We start from the raw sequence: 8,074 nt of genomic DNA, 5'->3' as shown, positions 1-8,074 counted from the left end.
AGTTGTCGGTATCCCATGCTCTGCTTCACTTTGGTAGGTAAGGCAGAGAGGGTACCGGCGCTGGCCCTCCTGCCTCTACCTTGTGATCCAAAGTGCTGCGCTTATTCTATGAATCCAGGATTACAATCTCTCCATCCCACTAACCCTCATAACCTCCCTCGTCACCGCATCATTCAATATCCCGCGTTTGGCTTCGATCAGTGTTAGCCAATCGCGGGCGCGGGTGATGCCGGTGTAGACCAGCTCGCGGGTGAGAATCGGGTTGGGCGTTTGCGGTAGCAGTAGGGCGGTGTGTTGAAACTCCGAGCCTTGTGTACCGTCACTGCGAACACGGTTTCCACCGCATGCGCTACGACAATAACGATGGTTTATTTTTCAATGTTTATCTGCTGCTTGCCGTTACTATTGCTGGTATGAACCTCTGGCTTGGGCTGATTCGGGTTAGCGGCACCGCGATGGCATCAAAGTACCACCTTCTTAATCCGTTCTTCGGCGTATTACTCGCTTATCTAATACTATGCGGGGCCTTTACGCATGGCGGATTTCATTGGCGCAGCGGTTATTGTAACCTGACTAATTTTTAAAACTCAGGCAACCGGAAGGATAAGGCAAAGCTAACGACCATAAATGAGCTGATCATTTAGCTCCATTGCGTCAGCCAAATGATATGCAACTACCCTTTAAGGGCGTGGAGGCGATAGCTGGAGGGTGGATCGTTTTGACAAATCCTTGTAGCTGATGACCGGTACGTTAAGCGCTCTCGCGATCTCTTAAGCTGATCGTTAGCTCAATACTAGGCGGTTTAGTTTGATTTAATAAATAGAAGGAGGGTGGATGGGTATTGAGCTTATGGGCTTCGTCGCAGTCGTATTATTGGCGTATTTGATTCCTGGCCCGGATTTTTTGCTAGTCAGTCGGTATGCAGTAAAGCATCGTCGACTTGGGTTCGCAGCCGCGCTGGGTGCCCAAAGCGGACTCTGTATACATATGCTGATGGCTGCTCTGGGTCTTTCGGCCATTGCGGCCCGCTCCGCCGAGCTGTTTATGCTGATTCGGTGGATAGGTGCAGCTTATTTGATCTGGATGGGACTAACGGTTCTGTATAGCAGTCGTAGCCAGCACCGCAGTGAACAGGCAGATGGACAAGAGGCAATTGAGGTTGCTAGCCGAAGCCGTGCTTTTGCCCATGGTTTTTTGTGCAATTTGCTTAATCCAAAGGCAATCATCTTTTTCCTAAGTGTCTTACCCCAGTTTATCAATCCGGCGGTCGGTGCAGTTCAGCAAATTTTTATACTCGGCGTGCTTGATGTGTTGATTGGTATCGCATGGTGGTGGGGCGTTATCATAATTATGGAGCGCGTTGCGCGGGCATTAAGTAGACCGCACATAAGGCAGTGGTGGGATTGGGTTACTGGCATTTTGATGATCGGTGCAGGCGCTCTCTTGGCTCGCAACAGTCCGAGTTAGTAGTGCTCTATCCGATTTTAAAGCTAACAAAATAGCTGCACCCAGTAAGTGAGCTTCTGCAATAACTGAGCCATGCAGCATGTGTAAAAATCTTTGCTTCGCTCCGGTGGTATCACAGGTGATAGCAAAGATTAGATCCTCTCCACCCCACTTACCCTCACAACCTCCCTAGTCACCGTATTATTCAATATCCCGCGTTTGGCTTCGATCAGCGTAAGCCAGGCGCGGGCGGGGGGATGCCGGTATAGACTAGCTCGCGGGTGAGGATTGGGTTGGGCGTTTGCGGTAGCAGTAGGGCGATGTGCTGAAATTCCGAGCCTTGGGATTTGTGTACCGTCATCGCGAACACGGTTTCTACCGCGTGCAGGCGGGAAGGCAGCACCCAATGGATGGGGTTTTCCGGGTCGCTGTTCGGAAAGGCGACTCTTAAGAGCGATCTTCCTGGCGCTCCTGAGGAAGAGCGAGGGTCAGGCATCGCCATCGTCACTAGGCACGAAACCGCCCAGCAGGCGGTCGATTTCCTTGGCAGGCATCGGACGGTAGAAGAAGAAACCCTGGACGAGGTCGCAATGCATTTCACGAAGCAATGACAACTGTTCGGCGTTCTCGACGCCCTCGGCCACCACCTCCAATCCCAACCGATGACCGATGAAGATAGCACCCTCCATGATGGCCCTATCCTTCGGCTGTGTGGGAGCGTCGTGGATGAAGGAGCGATCGATCTTCAGGGCGGTGACGGGAAAGTGCTTGAGATAGCTCAGGGAGGAATAACCGATCCCGAAATCGTCGATAGCAATGCGAATACCGCGATGATAGAGGCGCCACAGGTCCTCGAGGACGGTCTCTTCGGCTTCGATCAGGACATTCTCGGTCAATTCGATGCCGATATCCCGCGGACCTAAGCCGTGACGCTGCAGCGAGTCCTCGAAGCGCTTGAGGGCATCGGTACGCAGCAGTTGACGCCCCGAGACATTGATGTCGATGCGGTGTTCATGAAATCCCTTGGCACGCCATTCCACCTGCTGGCGGCAAGCCTCTTCGATGACCCAGTCGCCCAGACGATGGATCACACCGGAACGCTCGGCCAGCGGGATAAACTCGACAGGCGAGATCGGCGGGCCCTCGGCAGGCTCCCAGCGTAACAAGGCCTCGAGATTCTCTATTCGCCCACTGGCCGCCGAGACCTGGGGCTGGTAGTGGAGGGAGAATTCACCGTTATCCAGAGCTTCCTCGAGTCGCGCCGAGAGATAGTGTTGGCGAACCAGCTCATCATGGAGCTTCTGTTGGAAGAAACGTACAGCACCCCGACCATCCAGCTTGGCACGATTCTTGGCAACATCGGCATTACGGATCAATTCGCGTGACGATTCACCATTCTCGGGAAAGAGCGCCACACCTAGGCAGGCCGTGACCTGACGCTCCCGACCATCCAAGACGAAAGGTTCCCGAAAGACATTCTGGACATGACGAACGATCCGTCTGACATCGGGGGCCAAGTGGACGCCGGGAAAGGCCAGCACGAATTCATCGCTAGAGACACGGGACACCAGGTCAGTGACTCGCTGGCACTCTTTCAGTCGCCGAGTAAGCTCAATGAGCAGGCGATCGCCCTGATCATAGCCAAGGGCATCATTGATCTCGACGAAGTGATCGATGTCTAGGTAGATGGTTGCCAGGCCATTGCCCTGGCGTCGGCAGGAATCCAACAGACTGTCCAGGTCGACTTCGAAGGTCTGGCGGTTAGGGAGATGGGTGAGCCTGTCGAAACGGGTGGCGAATTCCAGGTCACGGTGGGCGCGCTTTTGGTCGGAAAGATCAACATCCACGCAGAACATCAAGGGTGAGTCGGTATGCTCATTGAGCATCAGATGCTGCGAAAAGACCGATACCAGTTCACCGGTTTTGTGCTTGAGCTCGAGTTCACCAGCGGGTATATCGACCCCGTCTTCGATCCAGGCACAATGCGCCTGGATCACCCCGTCACGCATGAAGGCAGGAATGATCAGATCTTCCAGTAACTGTCCCTGGGCTTCCTCAGCGGTATAGCCATAGAGACGAGTGCTACCCTCATTCCAGTAAATCACTCGCCGATCGCGATCATACCCCTGAACCGCGACCTTCGGCAGACTCTCCAGCAGGGCGCGGAATCGCTGCTCACTCTCCAGATACTGGCGGCGTACTAACTCGACTTCTTCCCTGCTGGCATCATGCGAATCGATGCCATCCGTTGGAGGTGTTTTTGACACCGCCAATACGAGCGCACCGGAAAACTCCCTGCGGTTCTCCTTCAGGCGTTCCGGATCTCTGTGATGTCGGGAATCACTAGCAGTCATGGGATCCACTTAAAGAAAAAACACTGTCAAGAGCCATCATAATGGCAACAATAGGCATTTCGTTATGATGATCCTACACCTATTTGTAGGAGATAACCTACACATATACCTCATCAGCGGTCTGATCCTGTTTTCAAAAAAATCACTCTTTTTAAGTACATTTCTTTGACATATCCTTGCAAATCTTTTCATTTTTCTCCTGTTGACCGAAGTGTTTACACCGGCAACACCGGGCAATTCCGCCCAGTTAACAGGAGAATACCAACATGAAACTCGATACTCTCAAGCATGGTTTCGACCTCACCTCCATGCCTGCCGATTCACTCGCCGATTATTGGAATCCGGGAGTGACCGAGGCGCTGAGGCATCAGGATTGGGCGAAAACCGATATTCGGGAGCGGATCGATCTGACCGCCTGGCAGGGGTTTACCGCTGACCTGCCGCGCGATCCCTATGTGAACCAGCGATGGAAGCGGATGTCATGGCTCGCCCTGAATGATCAGGGAGATGTCGAAGATATGGGCCACTGCCCGATGGCCCAGGGGGGAGCCTTCAACGACGCGGAAAGCATGGCGGATCGTCTGCGGTACTATGATCCGCTGACTCGGGAGTTCATGGCACGCCCCGATGTGAGGGCCTTCGTTCGCGCCTGGGCAAGACTGTGGAGTATCGGTGCGCACGAACCCATTCTGATGCAGATCACCGGGGTTCGTGGAGAAGGTAGCATCGACCCCCTTCAGGGGCAGGGGATTCATGCCGATGGCTGCAAGGCCTTAAGCATTCTGGTCCTCAATCGGGAAAACGTGGCGGGCGCCGAAAACCACCTCTACGCAGACAAGGCTGGCACCCAACTCCTGGTCGATATCACCCTGAATCCCGGTGATATCCTTCATTTGAACGATGACCGGCTATTCCACAGTGTCGATGGGATCGAACAGCTCGACAGCGAGGCACCCTTCGAACGGTTCATCATCATCATCAACAGCCGCTTCGTGGACGACTTCCAGAACCGGATGTTACGTCGCCACTTCCCGGAAGCGGTCCTCAATGAGAGCTAATGACACTCTCGGTAAATTGAGAACCTAGCAACACCCACGCCCCCGGAACTCCGGGGGCGTTTTGCTCACCCGAATCCTCAATTAAGAGGTTGGTTGTTTGCTGCAGTGAATAGGGAACAGATGCGCCCACCGCCGCTATGCTGATCATGAGCAGCAGTACTAACATCGCTCGGCTTTTATTTTAGTGTTTATCTTCGAAACGCAGTTGAGCGATATCGTCAACCGATAACCCAGTCGCCTCAGCAATCTGAAGTCGCTTGGCCGCCTCAACAAGAGTGGCATTCCGATGAATGCCCTGCTATTCAGCATGGTCGGCGGCCTGGGCGCGCTGTTCTCCAGCGTTTATGCCCCTGAAACCGTCTACTTGGTGCTGGTCTCGATTTCCGGCTTGGCCGTGGTGGTGGTCTGGATGGCGATTGCGCTTAGCCAGTTTAACTTCCGGCGCCACTACCTGCGTGAAGGCGGGCAACTGAAGGATCTGGTTTATCGCACGCCGCTCTATCCCTGGGTGCCGATTATTGCGTTTGCAGCCTGTCTGGCCGCGTGCATTGGCATTGCCTTCGACCCGCATCAACGCGTTGCGCTCTATTTCGGTGTGCCTTTCATTGGTCTATCCCAACTCTGGGGAAGTGTACGACGCGGTAACCAAAACCTGGCACCCGGCCCAATGCGATCATACCGCTGCGGATATTTCCGGGTTGGCACAAGGGGTTGAGCAATGGCTGGCAGCAGGCGCGTCAGGCATTGGCGGTTGCTGCCGGACGACACCAGAGGATATTCAAGCGCTGGCCCAATGGCGGAGGTCACGGTAACTTATTAAGGTCTCAATGCTGAGTCTCTGGCCGTAACTTCTCGATTTCCTCTATGGGCAGCTCTTCAATAGCCGCAATCAGCTTACAGGCACCGCTGCGTTTGCTTTCCAAAGCGCTTTTCGGCTTCCTAACGCTGAACACAGCCCTTAGCGAGGGCTGCACCCCGCCCAACCACTCATTTAGTGGCGCGTGCTTCGTCGACCAGGTAATACCGACAGGCATAGGGATGAATTTACGACTAACATTAGTTTAGTAATATTGAGGCTGCCGGATGCGCTCTGTAGGCCCAAGGATGGATAACGTTTTCGCTGTCTATCGTCAGTGGTAATGAGCACTGTTCAAAGGTGCGCATCATCATGGGGAACACAATGACAAAACAAAAACTGATCCTGCTATTTGATGGGACGTGGAACGACCCTGAAGACCAAACCAATGTTTATCGTATTACCCGGTTGATCCATGATGATAATGACGGTGTTAGGCAACGGTTCTATTACAACCCCGGAGTAGGGACATCCAAGTTTCAGCGCTTTACCGGCGGAGCCTTCGGTTACGGGTTGAGCACAAACCTACAGGAAGGCTATGACTGGCTGGCAAGGCGTTACAGTGAAGGCGATGAGATCTGGATATTCGGGTTTAGCCGTGGTGCCTACACCGCCAGAAGCCTGGTGGGGATGATTCGTAAATGCGGGCTAGTGCATGTCGTCACGCCAGGGTTGCTCGATAAGGCCGAAAGTATTTATCGAAACCGCGATTTGCACCCCGATTCTGAGGTGTGCACAGGGTTCAAGGAGAGCTTCAGCCGCCAGCCCAGGATTCATTTCATTGGTGTGTGGGATACTGTTGGCGCACTGGGCGTACCCGGAACCAACCTGTTCAAAAGCAAATACGATTGGCACGATACCGAGCTTTCCAGCATTGTCGATCGTGCCTATCAAGCGGTCGCGCTGGACGAACACAGAGCGACCTATAACGTATCGCTCTGGACAAGCAAGGATGGCAAGCAGAAAACAGGCAATCGCGATGTAGAGCAGTGCTGGTTTATCGGCGCCCACGCCAATGTAGGCGGCGGCTATGGCGCTGACGACACACTGGCCGATATATCGCTGAGCTGGATGTTAGCCAAGGCGCAAAAGGCAGGCTTAAAATTGGCACCCTTTGATGTTGCAGAGAATGCCTGGAAGACAGCACCAAAAGATTCGTTTTCTGATTTCCTGAAGGGGTTCTACGCCCGATACAAACGCCTTGGAAACACCACTGACGGCCGATTTTACCGACAATATTCGGAAGTGATGCCAGGGCAGTGTGCGGTGAATATTTCAGTCGATGAGAGTGTTTGGAAGCGCTGGGCCGATACAACGTGTGAGTACCGGCCACGTACCTTGACCGATGCCCACCTTTCCCCACCGGAGGAGTAGGGGGCGGGCACTTTTGACTCGCAGGCTACGAGCTGGCGCTATGCCGCATTCACCCAGGTGCCATAAGTGGTCGCGTGGAAGCGATGACTGACCCAAGTCACGAAGTGTCCACTATCGACTAAAAACTAAGTATTCAAAGTAGGCTTAACATAATCTAACTGCTAGGATCGAAGCATTAGAGCGAAAAACGCCGCAGGGACAATACGATGCAGAATGCCCGCATAACGCTTCACCCAAGCAAGCAGCGCATGCAAGTGCAGGCTGATGGCATTCTACTAGCCGACTCCACCAATACGCTTGAACTTCGCGAACGTGGCTACCCGCCACGGCACTATTTCCCACGTGAAGACGTGCGGATGGATTTACTCACCCTTTCAGAAACCTCTACTTATTGCCCTTTTAAAGGGCATGCGGTGTATTTCTCGCTTGGTGAGAGTTGGGATATTGCTTGGAGTTATGAGGAGTCGATTGAAGGTATGGAAGCTATTGCAGGCAAGGTGGCATTTTCTGAGGAAGTGAGCGGATGACGCTTTTCAACCCAAAGCGGACTTCCGCAATAGCCATATTTTACGGTAGCCCATAGCACGCAATGCGCGTTTTTTCAATTTGGTTTGTAATATGAGTGCTCATAATTCTGAAAAAATATATTGCTAACTAAATTAAAACAATGACTCAGAGGATGGCTTTTGTCCTCGTATGCAATTTTGAAAGGATAGCGATAATGTTGACTTGCGTGCGCATTTTTCTGGCAAAGAATAATACAAAGAAAAGCTTTATTTTTATAAATTTCAATGCATTACAGGAGAATGGTTAAGGTTCTGGTTGTCAGAAAATAAAGCATGCGCACTAATAAATTGTTAAATGCAAACCTGGATTCATAGAATAAGCGCAGCACTTTGGATCACAAGGTAGAGGCAGGAGGGCCAGCGCCGGTACCCTCTCTGCCTTACCTACCAAAGTGAAGCAGAGCATGGGATACCGACAAC

At 52.8% G+C, this 8,074-nt stretch carries 8 protein-coding genes and 2 pseudogenes; 7 read left to right on the top strand and 3 right to left on the bottom strand.

The features are described 5' to 3' along the window. Nucleotides 1–120: 120 nt before the first annotated feature. Nucleotides 121–347: pseudogene (locus HZS80_RS22945) on the bottom strand (ATP-binding domain-containing protein); the annotation flags it as partial. Between HZS80_RS22945 and HZS80_RS22940 the strand changes: the two are divergent. Then, nucleotides 345–584 carry a hypothetical protein gene (locus HZS80_RS22940; protein WP_179917430.1) on the top strand — a complete coding sequence of 80 codons (240 nt, stop codon included), beginning with the start codon at nucleotides 345–347 and terminating at the stop codon, nucleotides 582–584. The pseudogene HZS80_RS22945 and the gene HZS80_RS22940 sit on opposite strands and share 3 nt — an antisense overlap. A gap of 250 nt (nucleotides 585–834) precedes the next feature. Beyond that, the gene (locus HZS80_RS22935) at nucleotides 835–1,467 is read left to right on the top strand and encodes a LysE family translocator (RefSeq protein ID WP_179917429.1); all 633 of its coding nucleotides are present in this window, start codon (nucleotides 835–837) and stop codon (nucleotides 1,465–1,467) included. 131 nt (nucleotides 1,468–1,598) lie between these two features. On the opposite strand, the pseudogene HZS80_RS22930 reads toward HZS80_RS22935, so the two are convergent. Both HZS80_RS22930 and HZS80_RS22925 read right to left on the bottom strand, forming a co-directional pair. Further along, nucleotides 1,599–1,954, bottom strand: a pseudogene (locus HZS80_RS22930) (ATP-binding domain-containing protein); the annotation flags it as partial. Then, nucleotides 1,935–3,800, bottom strand: coding sequence for a putative bifunctional diguanylate cyclase/phosphodiesterase (locus HZS80_RS22925; RefSeq protein WP_246362497.1), 1,866 nt, complete (start codon nucleotides 3,798–3,800; stop codon nucleotides 1,935–1,937). The gene HZS80_RS22925 and the pseudogene HZS80_RS22930, both read right to left, overlap by 20 nt. A gap of 266 nt (nucleotides 3,801–4,066) precedes the next feature. On the opposite strand from HZS80_RS22925, the gene HZS80_RS22920 reads away from it, so the two are divergent. From HZS80_RS22920 to HZS80_RS22900, 5 genes are all read left to right on the top strand, one after another. After that, the gene (locus HZS80_RS22920) at nucleotides 4,067–4,858 is read left to right on the top strand and encodes a 2OG-Fe dioxygenase family protein (RefSeq protein ID WP_179917428.1); all 792 of its coding nucleotides are present in this window, start codon (nucleotides 4,067–4,069) and stop codon (nucleotides 4,856–4,858) included. A 286-nt stretch (nucleotides 4,859–5,144) separates the two neighbouring features. Further along, nucleotides 5,145–5,573, top strand: coding sequence for an APC family permease (locus HZS80_RS23760; protein ID WP_340162627.1), 429 nt, complete (start codon nucleotides 5,145–5,147; stop codon nucleotides 5,571–5,573). Beyond that, nucleotides 5,488–5,670 carry a homocysteine S-methyltransferase family protein gene (locus HZS80_RS22910; protein ID WP_281662227.1) on the top strand — a complete coding sequence of 61 codons (183 nt, stop codon included), beginning with the start codon at nucleotides 5,488–5,490 and terminating at the stop codon, nucleotides 5,668–5,670. The genes HZS80_RS23760 and HZS80_RS22910 overlap by 86 nt, the downstream gene beginning before the upstream one ends. A gap of 368 nt (nucleotides 5,671–6,038) precedes the next feature. Beyond that, nucleotides 6,039–7,088: a DUF2235 domain-containing protein gene (locus HZS80_RS22905; RefSeq protein WP_179917427.1), complete on the top strand. Its 1,050-nt coding sequence runs from the start codon at nucleotides 6,039–6,041 to the stop codon at nucleotides 7,086–7,088. Between the two features lie 206 nt (nucleotides 7,089–7,294). Beyond that, the gene (locus HZS80_RS22900; protein WP_179917426.1) at nucleotides 7,295–7,615 is read left to right on the top strand and encodes a DUF427 domain-containing protein; all 321 of its coding nucleotides are present in this window, start codon (nucleotides 7,295–7,297) and stop codon (nucleotides 7,613–7,615) included. Nucleotides 7,616–8,074: the final 459 nt, after the last annotated feature.

Origin of the sequence: Vreelandella glaciei (assembly GCF_013415125.1) — a bacterium.
GTDB lineage: Bacteria > Pseudomonadota > Gammaproteobacteria > Pseudomonadales > Halomonadaceae > Vreelandella > Vreelandella glaciei.
This window is presented reverse-complemented; position numbering and strand designations above follow the sequence as displayed.